General features: G+C 46.9%; 17 protein-coding genes. All 17 read right to left on the bottom strand.

Annotation, left to right across the window (positions count from 1 at the left end):
- Positions 1–46 precede the first annotated feature (46 nt).
- Positions 47–1213, bottom strand: a complete 1167-nt coding sequence (locus AC27G9_RS12325; RefSeq protein WP_487074601.1) for a protein-glutamate methylesterase/protein-glutamine glutaminase — start codon at positions 1211–1213, stop codon at positions 47–49.
- A 19-nt stretch (positions 1214–1232) separates the two neighbouring features.
- Positions 1233–3452: a chemotaxis protein CheA gene (locus AC27G9_RS12320; protein WP_487074599.1), complete on the bottom strand. Its 2220-nt coding sequence runs from the start codon at positions 3450–3452 to the stop codon at positions 1233–1235.
- A gap of 12 nt (positions 3453–3464) precedes the next feature.
- A complete protein-coding gene (locus AC27G9_RS12315; RefSeq protein ID WP_487074597.1) occupies positions 3465–4211 on the bottom strand; it encodes a protein phosphatase CheZ in 747 nt (248 codons plus the stop codon).
- Between the two features lie 35 nt (positions 4212–4246).
- Entirely contained in the window at positions 4247–4630 is a 384-nt protein-coding gene (cheY, locus tag AC27G9_RS12310) for a chemotaxis response regulator CheY (RefSeq protein WP_487074595.1), read from the bottom strand.
- Between the two features lie 47 nt (positions 4631–4677).
- Positions 4678–5406: an RNA polymerase sigma factor FliA gene (locus AC27G9_RS12305; RefSeq protein WP_487074593.1), complete on the bottom strand. Its 729-nt coding sequence runs from the start codon at positions 5404–5406 to the stop codon at positions 4678–4680.
- Positions 5403–6275, bottom strand: coding sequence for a MinD/ParA family ATP-binding protein (locus tag AC27G9_RS12300; RefSeq protein ID WP_487074591.1), 873 nt, complete (start codon positions 6273–6275; stop codon positions 5403–5405). The genes AC27G9_RS12305 and AC27G9_RS12300 overlap by 4 nt, the downstream gene beginning before the upstream one ends.
- The gene (gene flhF / locus AC27G9_RS12295; RefSeq protein WP_487074589.1) at positions 6272–7693 is read right to left on the bottom strand and encodes a flagellar biosynthesis GTPase FlhF; all 1422 of its coding nucleotides are present in this window, start codon (positions 7691–7693) and stop codon (positions 6272–6274) included. The genes AC27G9_RS12300 and flhF overlap by 4 nt, the downstream gene beginning before the upstream one ends.
- Positions 7694–7723: 30 nt before the next feature.
- Positions 7724–9823, bottom strand: a complete 2100-nt coding sequence (gene flhA, locus AC27G9_RS12290; RefSeq protein WP_487074587.1) for a flagellar biosynthesis protein FlhA — start codon at positions 9821–9823, stop codon at positions 7724–7726.
- Between the two features lie 77 nt (positions 9824–9900).
- Positions 9901–11025, bottom strand: coding sequence for a flagellar biosynthesis protein FlhB (flhB, locus tag AC27G9_RS12285; RefSeq protein ID WP_487074585.1), 1125 nt, complete (start codon positions 11023–11025; stop codon positions 9901–9903).
- Between the two features lie 12 nt (positions 11026–11037).
- Positions 11038–11772 (bottom strand): flagellar biosynthetic protein FliR, encoded by a 735-nt coding sequence (fliR, locus tag AC27G9_RS12280; RefSeq protein WP_487074687.1) that lies wholly within the window; start codon positions 11770–11772, stop codon positions 11038–11040.
- Between the two features lie 57 nt (positions 11773–11829).
- Positions 11830–12099: a flagellar biosynthesis protein FliQ gene (gene fliQ, locus AC27G9_RS12275; protein WP_487074583.1), complete on the bottom strand. Its 270-nt coding sequence runs from the start codon at positions 12097–12099 to the stop codon at positions 11830–11832.
- 8 nt (positions 12100–12107) lie between these two features.
- Positions 12108–12875: a flagellar type III secretion system pore protein FliP gene (gene fliP, locus AC27G9_RS12270; protein WP_487074581.1), complete on the bottom strand. Its 768-nt coding sequence runs from the start codon at positions 12873–12875 to the stop codon at positions 12108–12110.
- Positions 12868–13350: a flagellar biosynthetic protein FliO gene (fliO, locus tag AC27G9_RS12265; protein WP_487074579.1), complete on the bottom strand. Its 483-nt coding sequence runs from the start codon at positions 13348–13350 to the stop codon at positions 12868–12870. The genes fliP and fliO overlap by 8 nt, the downstream gene beginning before the upstream one ends.
- The gene (fliN, locus tag AC27G9_RS12260; protein WP_487074577.1) at positions 13310–13714 is read right to left on the bottom strand and encodes a flagellar motor switch protein FliN; all 405 of its coding nucleotides are present in this window, start codon (positions 13712–13714) and stop codon (positions 13310–13312) included. The genes fliO and fliN overlap by 41 nt, the downstream gene beginning before the upstream one ends.
- Before the next feature lie 25 nt (positions 13715–13739).
- On the bottom strand, positions 13740–14798 hold the full coding sequence (gene fliM / locus AC27G9_RS12255; RefSeq protein WP_487074575.1) for a flagellar motor switch protein FliM: 1059 nt from the start codon (positions 14796–14798) through the stop codon (positions 13740–13742).
- A gap of 12 nt (positions 14799–14810) precedes the next feature.
- Positions 14811–15338: a flagellar basal body-associated protein FliL gene (gene fliL, locus AC27G9_RS12250; protein WP_487074573.1), complete on the bottom strand. Its 528-nt coding sequence runs from the start codon at positions 15336–15338 to the stop codon at positions 14811–14813.
- Between the two features lie 65 nt (positions 15339–15403).
- Entirely contained in the window at positions 15404–17536 is a 2133-nt protein-coding gene (locus AC27G9_RS12245; RefSeq protein ID WP_487074571.1) for a flagellar hook-length control protein FliK, read from the bottom strand.
- Positions 17537–17554 lie beyond the last annotated feature (18 nt).

Below are 17554 nucleotides of genomic sequence, written 5' to 3'. Positions count from 1 at the left end.
TTGGCATACTCCCTAGCACGACTTTCCCCGACTAGCTTTCACACTCTTACCCCATTTCCGTTAGGATACAGCTAGCAATATTCTCTAGCCCAATGTTCTTTTCTGAGATGTTCGCTTGGGCAACCGCTTGCGGCATCCCGTAGACCACACAAGACTCTTGATCCTGGGCCCAAATTTTTGCACCGCGACCTTTTAAGGTTCGGGAACCTTCTCTGCCATCAGCTCCCATGCCCGTTAATATTACACCGAGTACGTCACCGCCGAATACACGCGCTAAACTACCAAAAGTTAAATCGACACTAGGCTTATAACTGATTTTTTCATCCGCGGATACATCGGTCACTTTTATTCGCGCTTGGGACGACGTGCCTTCGATGAGCATTTGCTTGCCACCAGGGGCAAGGTAAGCATGGCCAGGTTTAAGAACATCCCCACTCACCGCTTCAGAAATTTCAATCTTACAATGGTTGTTCAGGCGCTGAGCAAAGGCCGTTGTGAAGGTGCCAGGCATATGCTGTACGAGTACAATCGGATATGGAAAATTTGCAGGCAATGCCGTGAGCACTTTTTGTAGTGCAACAGGACCACCAGTCGAAGCTCCGATCGCTAAAACCTTGTAACGTTTCCCAGAGCGAACCACAGATTTAACCGATTCAACGTTTACCGCGGGCATACTGCTGGGCACACTGCTCATCGAAGATGACACCGACGTGCGATTGCCGGTCAAAACATTAGAAGAACGTAAAAACGTAGTACGTGGTGTACGAGGCGTACTGGTACCTTTCGCGTCAACGCCACGATTGCGTGTAATACCACTACGCCTTGCGATCATACGCACTTTATTCTTCAACAGCGAAGACGCTTCTTTTCTATCTTGAGCGATATCCTCAAAGCGCTTTGGTAAAAAATCCAGCGCCCCAGCTTCAAGTGCGTCAAGTGTTGCTTGAGCACCATCATGAGTGAGTGAAGAGAACATTATGATGGGAACGGGGCACTCAGACATGGCTTTTTTAACAGCAGCAATGCCGTCCATAACGGGCATTTCTACGTCCATCGTGACCACATCGGGTTTGAGTGCTTTGATTTTTTCTATGGCTTCTTGGCCATTGCGCGCTTCATCGATAACTTCGAGTTCGCGATCTTCATTAAGAATTTCGCGAACTCTGCGACGATAAAAGGTCGAATCGTCCACAATAAGGACTTTATAGACCATTTACGGTTTCCTTTTATTTTTATTTAAGCGCCTTTCTAGCATAACGTTTTAACAGGCTCGGAATATCGAGTATCAACGCAATACCACCATCGGACGTAATTGTCGCCCCCGCCATGCCCGGCGTTCCCTGCAGCAATGCGTCTAGCGGCTTGATTACCACTTCTTCCTGACCAATCAGTGCGTCGACAACAAAACCCACTTGTTGAGTACCAATTTGCACAACAACTACATGGCCTTTTTCGCGATCGATTGTTGCTCCACCGCGAATCAACCATTCGCCAAGGAAAAACAGTGGTATCGCTTTTGACCTAACAATCATAGTCAACTGACCATCAACCGTATTGGTTTTCTTGATGTCCATATTGATGATTTCGTTCACTGCGCCTAGAGGCAATGCGAAGGTTTGTTTACCCACCACAATCATTAAGGTCGGCAAAATAGCAAGGGTAAGTGGTACCTTGATCTCAAGTCGAGTACCTTGACCCATTTTAGAATCGATATTGACTGTACCGTTGAGTTGGTTGATTTTGGTTTTCACCACATCCATACCCACGCCACGGCCAGAGATATCACTGATTTCAGTCTTGGTAGAGAAGCCAGGTGCAAATATCAGATTAAAAGCTTCTACGTCTGACATTCTTGCCGCTGCGTCGGCATCAAGTACACCTCGGCTAATCGCGATATCCTTAAGTTTATCTGGATCCATGCCTTTACCATCATCAGTGATAGTAAGCAGGATATGGTCACCCTCTTGTGAGGCTGCTAACTTAACAACACCGGTACTTGGTTTACCTGCTGCAACCCTGTCATCAGGCATTTCGATACCGTGGTCAACAGAATTCCGCACCAAGTGAACTAGTGGATCGGCCAGTGCCTCTACCAAGTTTTTATCTAGATCGGTCTCTTCACCCTCTAGCTCAAGAACAATTTCTTTCTTTAAGCTTCTCGCTAGATCTCGGACGACTCGAGGAAAACGACCAAATACCTTTTTGATAGGCTGCATGCGGGTTTTCATTACCGCGCCCTGCAGGTCGCCAGTCACGACATCGAGGTTTGCAATTGCCTTCGACATGTTCTCGTCGTTGAGGTTAATCCCTAGACTTAACAATCGGTTGCGAACAAGAACTAGCTCACCAACCATATTCATGATCTGGTCTAACCGTTTAGTGTCGACCCTAACTGTGGTTTCTGCTTGAGGCGCAGCAGGAGCTGGCTTCTTGTCATCTTTCTTCGCTGGTGCCGCTGGCGCAGCTTTCGCAGCGGGTTTCGCTGGCGCTTTCGCTTTGGCCGCCGGCTTAGCTGTTTGTTCTTTTTTCGCCTTTTCTACCGCTTTTGTCGCCTCGGCATCTACTTTAACTCTTGGTTTTTCCGCCTTGGGGGGGGCCGGCGCGTCAACACTAGGCCCTTTGCCAGAACCGTGAAGTTGGTCTAGCAAGGCTTCAAATTCATCGTCAGTAATTTCGTCATCACCACCAGCCGCTTCTTGTGCTTTGGGTGCTTCGTTTTTCGCAGGTTCAGGATTAGACTCTGAGCCAAACTGTCCCTTGCCATGAAGCTGGTCTAATAACGCTTCGAATTCATCATCGGTGATATCTTCACTATCCGAAGCTGGTGCAGCGCTTGGAGCAGGTGCTTCATCCTGTTTCGCTGCTGTTTGCCCAGGCGCGCCAGAGCCGTGCAACTCGTCAAGTAGCGCTTCAAATTCGTCTTCTGTTATCTCTTCGATCGAACCACCGTCGCTTGCCTGTGTAACAGGCTCAGGCGCTTCTTCTAACTCAAAAGCGGGTTCTTCGGCAGGTGCAGCCGCTGAAGTGTCGTCGGCATTGCCAAAAATGTTTTCATCAGGGGATTCAGGTTCGCTAAGTTTGTGTAGCACCTCAACCAACGCTGCATCTGCACTCTCAAGAGGTTCGCGCGCTTTTACGCGCTCAAACATCTCAACGACCACGTCTGTGGCCTGCAAAATGACATCCATCAACTCTGGGGTCAATGTGCGTTGACCATTACGCATTATGTCAAAAACATTTTCCGCACCGTGACATATCTCCACTAATTCTGTCAACGACAAGAATCCGGCGCCACCTTTCACAGTGTGGTAACCGCGGAATATGGCATTTAGCAAATCTGCATCTTCAGGATTGTTTTCCAAGTCTACCAGTTGCTCTTGGAGCTGTTCCAAGATCTCGCCTGCTTCGACTAAGAAGTCCTGTAAAATATCCTCATCCACATCAAACGACATGCGCCTGCTCCCCTAAAAACCTAAGCTAGACAGAAGGTCATCAACATCATCTTGACCTTGAACAACATCATCACGCGACTCTGCGTCAATAATTGGACCTTCTGCTTCTACTTTATCGTTCTTTTTCTCAGTTTTATTAGCAAAATTAGAGACTTCTTTTTCGCCAAACATTGTGAGCATGTTAACTAGGCTGTCTTCGACCTCTTTTACGAGCTCAATAACACGGCGAATAACCTGGCCCGTTAAGTCTTGATAGCCTTGTGCCATTAACACTTCAGTTAACAAACTGGTCAACTTGGTCGAATCGGCAGACGTTTGCTCAAGGAACTGGTCCAATTCGGTACACAATGACTTAAAGCCACCCAGTTCTATTTCGCGAGACATGAGCTTTTTCCACTCAGGCATCACTTGGCTAATGCGCTCCGACAAGTTTTCAGCGATAGGCATACTTGCCTCAACCGCATCCATTGTCGTGTTGGCAGCTTTTTCCGTTTCTTCAATAACGTAGGTCAAGCGGCTTTGTGCATCAGGAATGTCTTGATTCGCAAGACCTGCAATGCGCTCATCCAATTGGAAATTGTTCAAAGAGTCATGGAGCTGACGAGTCAGCTTACCGACTTCCGCAAAAAGCTCGATCGACTCTTTCAATGAAGCGGCTTCCAACAAAGCGTTAGCCGCTTCGTTATCACCTTGCTCCAAATACGTGACGAGCTGCTTTGCTTCTTCGAGCGATATTGGGACGTTAGAGTTTGTTGACATCCAGTTATCCTCTTATTATTTCAGGAGCGCCTGGATTAACCTAAACGTTCAAAAATCTTGTCAAGTTTCTCTTTTAGCGTTGCTGCTGTGAATGGTTTAACAACATAACCATTTACGCCGGCTTGCGCCGCTGCAACAATTTGCTCTTTTTTGGCTTCGGCGGTTACCATGAGTACTGGCAAATGTTTGAGCTTGTCATCAGCTCGAATGTTGCGCAGCAAATCAATACCTTGCATTCCAGGCATATTCCAATCAGTTACAACAAAGTCAAAATCACCTTGTTGGAGCATCGGCAATGCAGTGCTACCGTCATCTGCTTCCTGGATATTGGAGAAGCCCAAGTCTTTCAACAGGTTTTTTATGATACGTCTCATAGTAGAAAAGTCGTCTACCACAAGAATTTTCATATTTTTATCCAAAATGGCCTCCACTGAGGGGTTAAATTGTTATCGTTTAGTTCGTGGTTCTATTCACCAGTCCGCCATGACTGCATTCGTGATTTGAGTTTTAGCATGGCCTGACTGTGTATTTGGCTCACTCTTGATTCACTGACTTCGAGTACTTCGCCTATTTCTCTGAGGTTCAGCTCTTCATCATAGTACAAGGAAAGCACAATAGCTTCACGTTCTGGTAATGTAGTAATAGCATGTGCGAGCGCTTTTTGAAAAGCGCCCTGCATTAAATCTTCTAAAGGCGTGTCATTTCCGCGGTTATCATCGGTAGTCAGAACATCCTCAGAGACGCCTAAGTCCTCAATACCCACCAACTTGCCCGCGTTCACTTCACCGAGCATTTGGTGATAACTCGCGATCGGCACATTTAGCTTGTCTGCAATCTCGGCGTCTCGCGCGTCACGACCGGTTTCTTTCTCAACCTGATTGATCGCTTCTGTAATAGCTCGGCTGTTTTTGTGCACAGAGCGAGGCGTCCAGTCACCTTTTCGGATTTCATCGAGCATAGCGCCGCGAATCCTAATACCGGCAAAAGTTTCAAAGCTCGCGCCTTTGCTACCATCAAAATTTTTGGCAGCTTCCAGCAAGCCGATCATGCCGGATTGAATAAGGTCATCAACTAATACGCTTGCCGGTAATCTTGCCATCAAATGATGTGCAATACGTTTAACAAGAGAAGCGTGCTGCTCTACCAGCTGCGCTTTATCGACTTGTTGTTGGTAAGCAGCTGCTTTGCTATTCACCCTTGATTACCCGCCACACTGTTTTTATTCGAGATAAGCTGTTCAATAAAGAACTCCAGATGTCCGCCAGGCTGAGCTGGGATTGGCCATTGTAGTGCTTTAGCTGCAAGCTGAGTGATGGCCATAGACGCTGGAGAACTGGGGAAAGCATCAACTATCGCCTTTTGCTTTCTCACTGAGCGACGGATGTTTTCATCAAAGGGAACCGTTGCCACTAGCTCTAGTGCCACGTCTAAGAAACGCCCTGTTACCTTTGACAGTTTGCTAAAGAGTTCTTGCCCTTCTCTAACATCCCTCACCATATTCGCAACAATTTTAAACTTGAATACGCCGTGCTCTCTGTTCAAGAGTTTAATCAATGCATACGCATCTGTCAGGGAAGTGGGTTCATCACAGACCACAACAAGGATATCTTGAGATGCTTTTGAGAAACTCAATACCATGTCGGAAATGCCCGCCGCGGTATCCACAATGAGTACATCAATTTGAGAGCGCAATTCGCTGAAAGCGCGAATTAAGCCAGCATGTTCCGTCGGCGACAGCTCAGTCATAGACTGTGTGCCAGACGTTGCTGGAGCGATCTTGATGCCATGAGGGCCGGTGATAAGAATATCATCCAGTGTGCATTCGCCCGACAAGACATGGGACAGGTTTCTTTCCACCCGTAATCCCAACATAACGTCGACGTTTGCCAGACCCAAGTCGGCATCCAATACCATCACGCGTTTACCTTGCTTTGCCATCGAAATGGCAGTGTTCAACGTGATGTTTGTTTTTCCTACGCCACCTTTACCGCCGGTGACTGCTATAACTTTGATTAACCGTGATTGATTCATCTTTCGTAAGCTACTCGCTTGATCTTCGATCATACTGCTCGTGCTGCATTTACCACATGATTGCCTCTAGTATGATTCAATCCGTACTTTTTATAAAGCTTTGCGGCAGCAGATACGAGAGATTTTCCATCAGCAACTTTAATGTCCTCAGGGACTTGCTGTCCGTCGGTGACATAACTCACCGGAATTTGGCGCTCGATGGCAACACTTAATGCTTCGCCCAGACTATAACATTCATCGACTTTAGTGAATATGCATCCATCAAGTTTTACCGACTCGTATGCATCAAATATATGCTGCAATGCTGAATATTGCGTACTCGCTTGTGCAACTAAATATTGTCTAATGGGTTGCGTATTAGCCTGAGTAAAGTTCGTCAACTGTTTAATTAAACGACTATCGCGCTGACTAAAGCCCGCAGTGTCCACTAAAATAAGGCGTTTGTGACGCAACTGGAACAACTGGTCAGCAAGCTCTTCACTTGACTGTGCCTTTCGCGTAACACAACCGATGATTTTGCCATAAGTAGCCAATTGCTCAAAAGCGGCAATACGATAAGTATCGATAGTAATCATCGCTACCTGGTCTGCACCGTATTTCTGCGCGTAACGAGCAGCAAGTTTAGCAACTGTTGTCGTTTTACCTGTGCCAGTGGGTCCTACAAGCGCGACCACACCACTATGAGACAGGATATCATTACCAGAAACATTCACGCGATTAGCTAAAAGTTTTAAAACGTATAGCCAAGCCTCTCGTTCAGTACAATCCGCTGGCGTATAATTTACGAGTTGCTCGGCTAGGCTTCGGCTAATCCCCATTCCTTCAAGTCGCTGTGCCAAATACCTCAAGGTAGGACGCTGGCGGCGTTGCTTCGCTTCCATTAAGTCAGCAACTTGATGTTGAAGCACGCTGCGCAAAGAGGCTAGCTCTTCTTTAATGCTGTCTAATTCACCTTGCTTTAACGATTGTGACGGTTGGGAGAAATCGTCAAAGCCATCATTCACCTCATTAACTTTTGAGTCGACAAGCGCATCGGCTGAAAAAAGTTCGGGTTCATGTGCGGGCTTGGTTGCCGGTTGTGTCATACCTCGAGGTTGAGATTGGGCTCGGGGCTGAGAATGAGGTTGAACCGATGGCTGAGGTGCTGGCTGTCTTTGTGTTGACGTGTGAGGTTGTTGCATCGATTGCTGAGATTGCTTCTCCAATAGCGCTTTAAGACTATCGGGACCATCGTCACCGATAATCTCGCTCAACGTCGGAACAGGTTTTCCTGAAAACGATTCGTTTTTAGGTGCCACTTTGGGTGTTGGCTCTTTGTCATACGCGGCGACGAGTTCGATGCCGTCAGCGACTTTGCGATTCGACATAATAACGGCGTCTTGACCTAACTCGGCTTTTACAAGGCTTAGCGCCTCTCGCATATCTTTGCCAAAAAAACGTCTAATTTTCATTCCCAACCTCTTTTCTCAATCGCTGTCAGATTATTGACCTATTGAGCTAACAATTTTAATTTGCTTATCATCTGGCACTTCCTGATAAGACAAGACATGCAGTCCCATCACGGCATTTTTCAGGAATCTAGACAGTACTGGCCTCAACATTCCCGACGTCAGCAGCACCGCCGGCTCTCCGGCTAATTCTTGCTGTTGACTAACTTGCTGTAACGATTGCTGCATCCGGTCAGCAAGTCCAGGCTCGATACCAGCGCCATTTTCTCCACCCGCTTGTAGTGACTGGTGCAACATCTGTTCCAAGTCTGGCGCCAAAGTTATGACGGGGATTTCTTGAGCCCCACCGCTTATTTCTTGAACAATCAATCTCTTGAGCGCAATTCGGGTAGCAGAGACTAGGACATCAGGGTCTTGGCTCTTAGGGCCGTATTCAGACAGCGTTTGCACTATGGTACGCATGTCGCGAATAGGCACACCCTCGTAGAGCAAGGTTTGCAACACTTTCACCACAGTACTGAGCGGGATGATATCTGGTACCAGTCCTTCGACTAATTTCGGACTGTGTTTCGCCAACATATCCAACAACTGCTGGGTCTCTTCATGACCCAACAATTGGTAGGCGTTATTGGTCAAGAGCTGGCTTAGGTGAGTGGCAACAACTGTTGCTGCATCCACGACAGTGTAACCAAGGGTTTGGGCATGCTCTCGCTTGCTAGGTTTAATCCAAACGGCTTCTAAACCGAACGCGGGATCTTGTGTCGGTCGGCCCTCTAACTTGCCAAATACTTGACCGGGGTTGATTGCCATTTCTTCATCGTGGCTAATTTGTGCTTCGCCAATACTGACGCCAAGCATGGAAATAGTGTAGGCGTTGGGGTCTAAGTCTAGGTTGTCGCGAATGTGCACTGGCGGCACCAAGAACCCGAGCTCTTGCGATAACTTCTTACGCACGCCCTTGATTCGCGTGAGAAGTTCTCCTCCTTGTGTTTTATCGACCAGAGGAATGAGACGATACCCCACTTCGAGACCAATCGTATCAACGTGTTGTACGTCATCCCACCCGAGTTCTTTGACTTCTGGCGGTGGTAGGTCTGATTGATCCACGGCTGGTAGCTTGGTGGCTTCCTCTTTGGCTTTGATGGCCTGCCGGCTTCGCCAATATGCATAGCCACCAGCCAAAGCAGAAAACCCGAGGAAAGCCACATGTGGCATACCTGGAATAATACCCATTACAAACAGCACGCCCGAAGTAATGTACAAAGCCTGCTGGTTGCCCAGTTGTTTGGTGATTTCTGTGCCCATCTCTTGCGTTTCGTTTTCACGCGTAACAATGATCGCGGTGGCAACAGACAATAATAGCGAGGGTATTTGAGCCACTAGGCCATCACCAATAGTGAGAATAGTGTAAACCTCAAGGGCTTGGCCAAAGTTGAGATTGTGTTGAATCATGCCGATAAAAAGTCCACCGACAATGTTAATCAGCATAATGAACAAACCCGCCACGGCATCACCTTTTACAAATTTAGATGCACCGTCCATTGAACCGTAAAAGTCTGCTTCTGCGGTGATTTCTTCTCGACGGTGGCGGGCTTCGTCTTGGTCTATGTAACCCGCGTTTAAGTCCGCATCTATGGCCATTTGCTTACCCGGCATCGCATCGAGTGTAAACCTGGCGTTCACTTCTGATATACGACCCGCGCCTGCCGTTACGACTTTGAAGTTGATAATCAATAAGATGGCGAAAACGACAACACCCACAGCGTAGTTTCCACCAATTACCACCTCGCCGAAGGCCTCGATGACCTTACCCGCCGCATCTCCGCCCTCGTGACCGTACAACAATACCACCCGTGTTGACGCAACATTCAGCGCCAACCGCAGTACCGTTGCAATGAGCAAAACGAGAGGAAATATACCAAAATCAATCGGGCGCTCGGTAAAAACAGCTACCAATATAATGACGAGTGAAAGGGCGATATTGAAACTGAACAAAATGTCCAGTAACAAGGGGGGCATAGGCAGTATGACCATCCCCATGATGGCCAATAGCACAATCGGTGCACCAAGACCTTGGGATAACTTTTGCAGTTGTGCCTTATCAAAACGCTGCAAATAGGCCGATAACTCCATGGGGCAACTCTCTCACTATCAAAATTTTGACGCTTTTGTCGGATAGTAGAGTCAGTTTCAACATGTGTGCCAAGTTGCTAGCGAACCAGTTCTGGCGGGATTGGCAAGTCTTTCTTGAGTGGTTTAGGACGTTTGCCTTTACCTGCTTTAAACGCTTTAAGTTGGAAAACATAAGCGAGTACCTGGGCTACCGCCATAAACAGGCCGTGCGGTATTTGTTCCTCAACTTCGGTGGAGTAGTAAATAGCACGAGCTAACATAGGTGAAGGCACGATCGGCACTTCATGTGCCCCAGCAATTTTTCGAATGTGCATCGCCAGTTCGTCAATGCCTTTAGCCACCAATACTGGCGCCAAACTGCCATTATCATCGTATTTTAATGCGACAGAGTAATGAGTAGGGTTGGTCACTACTACGTCGGCATTTGGCACTTCCTGCATCATCCTGCGAGCAGCAGCTTGATATTGTAGCCTTCGGATTCTGCCTTTTACTTGGGGATCACCATCGGCATTTTTGCGTTCGTCTTTCACTTCCTGCTTAGACATTTTCATTTCTTCATTGTGCTTATACGACTGATAAGGCACATCGAAAATAGCAACGGGTATCATGCCTAGGGTAATAAACAAAAACGCCCAGCCCAGCATATCAATGGCGTGAAAGATGTTGTTTGGGTAGGCTTCAAAGTCGAGGTGTAGGGCTTCGTCTTTAAAGAAGATTAAGGCAACGTATGCCATGCCCATGATCAAGAAAAACTTGGCAAATGACTTCAAAAGTTCAACCAAGCCGTTCATACCAAACATTCTCTTGAAGCCACTAATAGGGTTCATCTTATTGAATTTTGGCGAAGCAGATTCCCACGTAAAATTAAACCCACCCAATGCGATAGAGCCATAGATACCGCCAGCCATTGAAACCACCATGAACAATAACACGGGGCCACTCACCGCCGAGAGCATCTCTCCCCAAGCAGCAAACATATGAGTGGTATCGTAGGTTTCGTCACGGGATAAGGTAAACATGCGCTGCGTCATCAAATAGACACCTCTCGCAATATCGGATCCCAAAATCAATATTAAAATGGCGCTGAAGACCAACACTAGTGTAGTAGACAGTTCTTTCGATCGAGCTAATTGGCCTTTTTTCCTGGCATCTTCTAATTTTTTCGCCGTGGGTTCTTCGGTTTTGTCATGCGTATCTGCCATCGTCCCCTCCCCTTAAACTGGACATATCTGCAGTAGTTCACACATAAACTGCAGCGCCCGTTGCCAATGATTAGTAAAGTGATCGGTGAAGTTATCTAACGTAATCCAAATAATGACTAAGCCCATCATTTGAGCAATGGAAAAGCCGATGCTAAAGATATTGAGTTGCGGTGCCGCTTTTGTCATGACACCAAATGACAAATTGACAATCAGTAATGAGACAATCGGCGCCAGAGACAAGGTGACAGCAGCAACAAACATCCAGCTCGCCCAATGCGCTATGTTTTTGAACTGCTCGCCTGTCCACCAAGCTTCACCGATTGGAAAAGCCTCAAAGCTTAGGACGATCATTTCGATCATGGCGAGATGACCATCTAAGCTCCAAAATAATAACGTCGCCAAAATCAGGTAAAACTGACCGACAGCAGGGACATTGATACCATTAACTGGGTCAACAATAGACGCAAAGCCCAAACCCGTTTGCATGGCAACAATCTGACCGGCTAAAACAAATGTGTTGAGAACCAACATTGAAACAAAGCCGATGGCGAGCCCGATAAGCACTTGCTGAATACCAATGAGGAAGCTTCCCAAATCGACTAAATTGTCCATTGGCACTGGTGGAACAACTGGTAGAATGACAAAAGTGAGCATCACGGCTAACAGGGTTCTTGCTTGAATCGGAATAGTTTGGGCACTCATCCCAATCATTGCCGCAAACAAACCACTGATCCTCATAAACGGCATGAGAAAGTCCGCTAAGAACTGGTTGATGGTGCTCAGTGGGATTGTTGCTTCCACGGCTTAGCCAACCACCTGTGGGATACTTTCCACCATATGAAAAGTGAAGTCCATTAGCTTTTGCACCAACCAATTGCCTCCCCAACTCAAAGCCAACAGCGTTACAATTAACCTGGGAAGAAAGCTCATGGTTTGTTCGTTAATAGAGGTGGCCGCCTGGAAAACAGCAACGATAAGCCCCACAATCAAACTCGGTACAATAATGGCTGACACCAAGAGAATAACGAGGAACATAGATTCGCGGAGAATTTCGACAAAGACTTCAGGTGACATAGCGGCTCCTAGGTACCCATACCAAAGCTAGTTGCCAAGGTACCGAAAATTAGGTTCCAGCCGTCAACAAGCACAAACAGCATAAGTTTAAATGGCAAGGATACGATCATAGGAGATAGCATCATCATGCCCATCGCCATCAAGATTGACGCCACAACCAAGTCGATTATCAAAAAGGGAATAAAAAGCATAAAGCCGATTTGAAATGCCGTTTTCAACTCGCTGGTAACGAATGCCGGGATCAAGACATTCATGGGCACGTCAGCAGGATCGTCAAATTGATCTTCCATCCCGCCAATTCTGACGAAGGTTTCTAGGTCTTTGACCCGAGTTTGGGATAGCATAAAGGCTCTGAAAGGGCCCTTCGCTTCTTCAACCGCTTCCATCATGGTCATTTCCTCAGCCAAATATGGCTGCAATGCACGAGCATTGGCTTCTTCAAACACAGGCCCCATGATGAACATAGACAAGAACAAACTTACACCTATTAAGATCTGGTTGGATGGCGACTGCTGTAAACCAATAGCCTGACGTAAAATTGACAAGACAACGATGATTCTTGTAAACGACGTCATCAACATAATGAAGGCAGGTATCAAGCTCAAAGCCGTCATGATAAACAGGGCTTGAAGCGTCATAGTGTAATCTTGGCTACCATCACCATTAGTGGTAACCGTTACTGCTGGAATACCTTGTTGCGCTAATGCTGGCGCACTACTCAATCCGATAACCCCGACAAGTAATAACAACCATACCGATAAGCGACGTTTATTCATCACGCTGCCCTCTGTTGTTTGGGTTAATTTTGTCAGCCATAGCTTGCGCGAGCTTTTGTTGAAATGAACCCTGACTCGCCGTACTGGAATCGGCTTGTGTATCTATGGGCGTGGTTAACTTACTCAAGTGTGTTATTTGTTGGCCCGTTACACCGATGAGGTGCTGCTCACCGCCAACTTCTATGACCATGATCTTTTCTTTGACGCCAGCCATCATGCTGGCTACCACTTTCATATGACCGCCATTAACCGAAGTGACATTAAATCGACGCATCACATAGGCAACCGCGAAGATCAGGCCGACGACGACTAAAAGTGATAGAAAAATTGACGCTATTGAAGATATTGAAGAGTAGCTCGATGACGAGCCCGTGTTTGCAATAGCGGGAAGTGCAATGACCCCGAGCACTGAGGCCATTGATTTTATTAGGTTTTTACCTAAGCTTTTTAATTCTCTCGATTTGACTAATAACATCCGTTAACCGAATACCAAATTTATCGTTGACGACTACTACTTCTCCATGAGCAATCAACGTGCCATTTACTAAAACATCTAATGGCTCACCTGCGACTCGGTCAAGTTCGACAACTGAACCTTGGTTCAGTTGTAATAGGTTTCGGATACTAATATGGCTTCGGCCAACTTCCATCGAAATGGTAACCGGTATGTCCAGTATGGTATCGAGTTTCTTTTTTTCTTCCTGAGTTATTGGAGCGTCATCTGACAACTCGTCTAATTCGGCAACTTGGACATCATCGCCTTCAGGCTGCTCTGCCTCTGACTCAGCTTGTTCAGCCATTGCTGCAGCCCAATCGTCTAAGCCTTCTTCTTCACTCATGATATCGCCTCTGTTAAAGCCCTTGTTACAGGTCTTCTTCTAAAATTTGTAGCTCGGCGTCGTTGTCAATGACACGACCCCCTCTTGTTAGTAACTGCAGCTCAGATTTCACCGACTGAGGCCTTGCAATTTTATCTGTAATTTTCAGCGCTAAATTATCCCTAGAGCGGCCCAGCTTAGCGCGGAAAGTAGGTAAATCTTCAATCAATACTGTGATGTGCTCAGGTATTTCAACGGGTATGATGTCTCCAGGTTTAAATTCCATGAGCTCTCGCAACGATACTTCAAAATCCATCATGTGAGTGGTCAGTGCCACATTCACATCCATGATTTCATCCCGCAGCGCTTTACTCCAGCGCAGATCGGTATCTTCTTTGTCACTTTGGACACCCGCATCAAGCAACTCTCGAATCGGCTCCAGCATTGAATAAGGCAATGACACATGGAAATCACCACCACCGCCATCTAATTCAATGTGGAAAGAGCTAATCACCACGACTTCGGTGGGACTCACAATGTTTGCCATCGCCGGATTGACTTCTGAATCTAAATATTCAAAAGACACATCCATCACCGGAGCCCAAGCTTCTTTGTAATCTTCAAAGATAATTTTGAGCAACATTTGAATGATGCGTCTTTCTGTTGGCGTAAATTCACGACCTTCGATTTTGGCGTGATATCGTCCATCACCACCAAAAAAGTTATCGACAAGAATAAAGACCAGGCGCGCTTCCATGGTAATGAGGCCCGTGCCTTTTAACGGTCTAAAACGCACCATATTCAAACTGGTGGGTACAAACAACGTGTGAATATACTCACCGAATTTAATCATCTGGATGCCGTTAATCGACACCTCAGCGGAGCGACGCATCATATTGAACAAACTGACGCGCATGTGACGAGCGAAGCGTTCATTCACAATTTCCAGAGTAGGCATTCTACCCCTGACAATTCTATCTTGTGACGAGAAATCGTACTCTAACGCGGAGGAATCCGAGGGAGCATCACTTACCTCTTCTTCTTCAACATCATCTACGCCATGGAGTAGCGCATCGATCTCGTCTTGTGATAGTAAATCGCTCACTTATCTACCTACCTATTGCATTACGAAGCCAGTAAACAACACGCGCTCTACAATATCTGCGCCTGCAATTTCGCTCATCGCTCTTTGTACTTCATTTAGCGCTTGGTCACGCAGCGCTATTTTTCCGGCTTCTGTGACTAAGTCGTCAGCGTTTGTTGCACTGAACACTTGCAATAAAGTGCCTTCAATGCGAGGAATATGCGTTTTGGCGATTTCCTCATTATCCGTGCCTCGTACCATCAACTGAACTTTAATCTGCACGAGTCTGTCTCTACCATTGCCCGGTACGTTAAATATGAAGGGGCGAGGCATTGCAACGTACAGTGCCGTTCCGACTGCCGCATTGGTATCAACCATTTCCGCTGCAGGTGCTTGCTCTCCCTCTTCCATCAGTTGCTCAGCTGCTGGTTCATCACCACCAGAGAACAAGAAAAAGTACGCCGCGGCACCGCCGATAATCACGACTACAGCAATAATGATGATCAACATCATCTTGCCTTTTTTCCCGCCTTCTTCTATCTGTAATTCTTCTTCAGCCATGTCCATTCCCCAACTTGGTATTGGGTGTATTATCAAGCTTCACGGAAAAATCGCAACGGTTGAAATCAAACATAGGCATCAACGCCGCCTTGAAGTTGGCGTGTCACAGGTTGCTCTATGACATTCACGTCTTCTTCTTCATAGTCAAACGCTTCATTTCCCGTTCCTGCAAAACCTTGGTTTTCGTCCTGACCATCATGCGCTTGTCTGTCCTGCTGTTGAACAAACGCTTCTCCCAGTTCAATGCCTTGTTCGCTCAGCATATCCCGCAGTTTCGGCATAGCATCAGCGATGGCATCCCTTGCCGCAGCAGACTGGACGACGAAGTTAACACTTGCCGCCTCACCAGACACGTTCACTCTGACTTGCATGCTTCCCATTTCTGGTGGATCAAGGCGTATTTCTGCCATAGATTGCCTTGCATTCACCATCCAACGAATTTTTTCCGTTATCTGTTGTTTGCCTTCTGGAGTTTGAAATGCCGCCGGCTTTTCCGATGCTTGTGTTTGCTGCTGTGTGTGTTGGTTTTCTACTTGTAATCGCGTTGTCTCGCTGACTGATACATCAGCACCTGTATTCGAATCCAACGTGTAGCGCGCATCCGCAATTTGCTGAGCAAGATTTAAAAAGCCTTGAGACTGACTGATTTGTTGTTCAATTTGCGCAGTAATTTGTGGGGTGACAGTTACGCCACTTTCAACCAATGTTTGTGCAATCACATCATCTAGGTTAATGGCAGGTTCATGCCCTTGTTCAATTTGTGCTGAAATCTCCGCCACAGCAGAACTCAACGCGCTTTTGACTTGTTCTTGTAGCTGAGGTGTAGCATTGGGTACTGCGGCAACGACACTTTCTGTAATCCGTTGGATTGTCGAGGCTTGCACCGGCTCACTCTGAGCACCTAGCAATTGCTCTAGGCTCGCTTCTGGTAATTCAGGGCCGTCCGCTGATGGTGTAGCATTCACCACTGGAGTTTGTTCCGTTTTAGCGCTAGCGGTATTGATCAAATCAGCGCGATTCGATGACTCGCTAGTTAGAATTTGCTTTACAATTTCGGCATCAACGCTCAGCTGCTGTTCGGCGGTCACGACATCTGCCGCTTCAGGTACGTCATCTGAAGTCTGCGCGGTTAATGCTTGATTAATGAGCGTTGCCAGTTGCTTCAACGAAGCGGCTTCATCTTCGACACCTTGTTCATTGATAGGTAGTTCATCAGTCGTTTTTTCATTGATAGGTGCTAGTGTGGCATCGACTTCTAGCGCCGCTAACTCCACGTCGATAGACCCCGCCGATTCAGAGGATTCAGGAGTACCAACACCAGGAAAGATGGGCTCTTGAGTATATCTCGCTTCGAGAATATCGCGACTAATCTCATCCACTTCAGGGCCTTTAACCCCCAAAATATCACTGAGTTTTTGTGTTAGCCTGTCAACCGTTTCTTTATCAATATCTGTCAATGCGATGCCGTCATTTGTCGCATTCGCGTCACGGTTATCTTTAATTGCTCCTTGACGAAACGCTTCAACAAGCTCAGCAAGCTCTTTATTGACAGCCCTCACCTCGGTGACATCAGACTCATCAACACCTTTTTGGGAGCTTGGTTGATGCTGGACTTGGCGCGCATATTCAACCAATGCGATTAGCTCATCGGTACGCGAGCTGCCCTCATCAATTTTGGCTGTTTGTGAATCAGGAGCTGGCTTCACTGGCGCTCGCTCGGGGTAAGTCACGGCGTATGTCTCGGTTTGCTTGACTGCGTCTTCGGTCTCTATGTGATGAGGTTGGACTACAGTTTCTTTGACCGTGTTGGCAAACTCTTCACTGAGTTCTTGTTCATCGGCAGCAGTGGTAGAGGCAATTACACTACTCTCATCAAGCTGTTCGGATTGCTCGTCATTGGCGTGCGCTGCACTTGAGTCCTGTAATTCCCGTTTATCACTTGCGGGCTTTTCTTTCGGCTGGACACCAACCTCATTTGGCTGTTCAGCGCCATAGTTTTGCGACGCTTCTGTCACTTCTGTCGCATCGCTTTCATCATTCGAGAAGCGTTGACGAGGCTCTTCATTCCCCGCTTTGGACTGATTTAACAAATCCGCGAACAGTGCTTTACCTTCAGCACTCGACGTGTCTTCGCTACTGACTTCGACGTTAATCGGCAAAGCGGCAATATCTGAACTTTTAGCGGCAACCTGTTGCATCTTTAATCAAACCCAATC

The sequence above is a fragment of the Alteromonas sp. 5NS40-0096 genome, from assembly GCF_057544385.1.
The sequence above is the reverse complement of the archived record's forward strand: the minus strand, read 5'-3'. Positions and strand labels throughout refer to the sequence as shown.

Excerpts from the sequence above, each read along its gene's own strand:
- AC27G9_RS12325 (WP_487074601.1), bottom strand. The coding sequence starts at position 1,213 with ATGGTCTATAAAGTCCTTATTGTGGACGATTCGACCTTTTATCGTCGC.
- AC27G9_RS12320 (WP_487074599.1), bottom strand. The coding sequence starts at position 3,452 with ATGTCGTTTGATGTGGATGAGGATATTTTACAGGACTTCTTAGTCGAA.
- AC27G9_RS12315 (WP_487074597.1), bottom strand. The coding sequence starts at position 4,211 with ATGTCAACAAACTCTAACGTCCCAATATCGCTCGAAGAAGCAAAGCAG.
- AC27G9_RS12300 (WP_487074591.1), bottom strand. The coding sequence starts at position 6,275 with ATGATCGAAGATCAAGCGAGTAGCTTACGAAAGATGAATCAATCACGG.
- flhF (WP_487074589.1), bottom strand. The coding sequence starts at position 7,693 with ATGAAAATTAGACGTTTTTTTGGCAAAGATATGCGAGAGGCGCTAAGC.
- flhA (WP_487074587.1), bottom strand. The coding sequence starts at position 9,823 with ATGGAGTTATCGGCCTATTTGCAGCGTTTTGATAAGGCACAACTGCAA.
- flhB (WP_487074585.1), bottom strand. The coding sequence starts at position 11,025 with ATGGCAGATACGCATGACAAAACCGAAGAACCCACGGCGAAAAAATTA.
- fliR (WP_487074687.1), bottom strand. The coding sequence starts at position 11,772 with ATGCCGTTTATGAGGATCAGTGGTTTGTTTGCGGCAATGATTGGGATG.
- fliQ (WP_487074583.1), bottom strand. The coding sequence starts at position 12,099 with ATGTCACCTGAAGTCTTTGTCGAAATTCTCCGCGAATCTATGTTCCTC.
- fliP (WP_487074581.1), bottom strand. The coding sequence starts at position 12,875 with ATGAATAAACGTCGCTTATCGGTATGGTTGTTATTACTTGTCGGGGTT.
- fliO (WP_487074579.1), bottom strand. The coding sequence starts at position 13,350 with ATGTTATTAGTCAAATCGAGAGAATTAAAAAGCTTAGGTAAAAACCTA.
- fliN (WP_487074577.1), bottom strand. The coding sequence starts at position 13,714 with ATGAGTGAAGAAGAAGGCTTAGACGATTGGGCTGCAGCAATGGCTGAA.
- fliL (WP_487074573.1), bottom strand. The coding sequence starts at position 15,338 with ATGGCTGAAGAAGAATTACAGATAGAAGAAGGCGGGAAAAAAGGCAAG.
- AC27G9_RS12245 (WP_487074571.1), bottom strand. The coding sequence starts at position 17,536 with ATGCAACAGGTTGCCGCTAAAAGTTCAGATATTGCCGCTTTGCCGATT.